The sequence below is a fragment of the Amycolatopsis thailandensis genome, from assembly GCF_042723255.1.
Taxonomy (GTDB): domain Bacteria; phylum Actinomycetota; class Actinomycetes; order Mycobacteriales; family Pseudonocardiaceae; genus Amycolatopsis; species Amycolatopsis thailandensis.
On the sequence record NZ_JBHXJK010000271.1, the window covers coordinates 1 to 1,669 of the forward strand.

A 1,669-nucleotide genomic window follows, 5' to 3' on the forward strand; every position below is an offset into this window, starting at 1 on the left:
AACCTAAGTGGGTTCGGCCCTCCACGTCGTCTTACCGACGCTTCAGCCTGGCCATGGGTAGATCACTCCGCTTCGGGTCTAGACCACGCGACTCAATCGCCCTATTCAGACTCGCTTTCGCTACGGCTACCCCACACGGGTTAACCTCGCCACGCAGCACTAACTCGCAGGCTCATTCTTCAAAAGGCACGCCATCACCTCAACATCACAAGGATGTGCTCGGGCTCTGACGGCTTGTAGGCACACGGTTTCAGGTACTCTTTCACTCCCCTCCCGGGGTACTTTTCATCTTTCCCTCACGGTACTAGTCCGCTATCGGTCTTCAGGAAGTATTTAGGCTTACCGGGTGGTCCCGGCAGATTCACAGCAAATTCCACGAGCTCGCTGCTACTCGGGAACACCACCAAGGTCTCTGAAACTGGTTTTCGCGTACGGGACTCTCACCCACTCCGGTCGCCCATCCCAAGGCGTTCCACTAACCAGCACATCAACCCGAAGAAATGTCAGTCTCTTCAAGGCGGGTCCCACAACACCACACACACAACGCCTGACAGCTTGACATGTGCATGGTTTAGCCTCTTCCGCTTTCGCTCGCCACTACTCACGGAATCACGGTTGTTTTCTCTTCCTACGGGTACTGAGATGTTTCACTTCCCCGCGTTCCCTCCACACACCCTATATATTCAGATGCGGGTAACACCACATAACTGGTGCTGGGTTTCCCCATTCGGAAATCCTCGGATCACAGCTCGGTTGACAGCTCCCCGAGGCATATCGCAGCCTCCCACGTCCTTCATCGGCTCCTGAAGCCAAGACATCCACCATGTGCCCTTAATAACTTGACCACAAAGATGCTCGCATCCACTCTACAGTTCTCAAACACCACACCAGAAACAAACTCCCAGGGGGTTTCACCCTTCGGCGTGTTGCCTCAGGACCCAACAGTGTGCGTAGTGAACGATCATCGACCAGACCCGGCAGAACACTTTCCACGCTCACAAGGAGCAGTACTCGCACTTGCCGGCAACCTGACCTCAGGCCATAACCAGTAGTTCCACAATTCCTTGAGCAACCAGCGCCACCACACATTCGGTGGTGAAACCCTGGCCACTCCACAGCGCTGATCCCGGGTATCCCGAGGACTGTGGATGTGTTGCTCCTTAGAAAGGAGGTGATCCAGCCGCACCTTCCGGTACGGCTACCTTGTTACGACTTCGTCCCAATCGCCAGTCCCACCTTCGACCACTCCCCCCCTTGCGGGTTGGGCCATGGGCTTCGGGTGTTACCGACTTTCATGACGTGACGGGCGGTGTGTACAAGGCCCGGGAACGTATTCACCGCAGCGTTGCTGATCTGCGATTACTAGCGACTCCGACTTCACGCAGTCGAGTTGCAGACTGCGATCCGAACTGAGACCGGCTTTAAGGGATTCGCTCCACCTCGCGGTATCGCAGCCCTCTGTACCAGCCATTGTAGCATGTGTGAAGCCCTGGACATAAGGGGCATGATGACTTGACGTCATCCCCACCTTCCTCCGAGTTGACCCCGGCAGTCTCCCACGAGTCCCCGCCATGACGCGCTGGCAACGTAGGATAAGGGTTGCGCTCGTTGCGGGACTTAACCCAACATCTCACGACACGAGCTGACGACAGCCATGCACCACCTGTAC

General features: G+C 56.3%; 2 rRNA genes. Both read right to left on the bottom strand.

Features of this window, described 5'->3' with window-relative positions:
• Nucleotides 1–845, bottom strand: a 23S ribosomal RNA gene (locus tag ACFWMR_RS42605); the annotation flags it as partial.
• Between the two features lie 319 nt (nucleotides 846–1,164).
• Nucleotides 1,165–1,669: ribosomal RNA gene (locus ACFWMR_RS42610) — 16S ribosomal RNA — on the bottom strand; the annotation flags it as partial.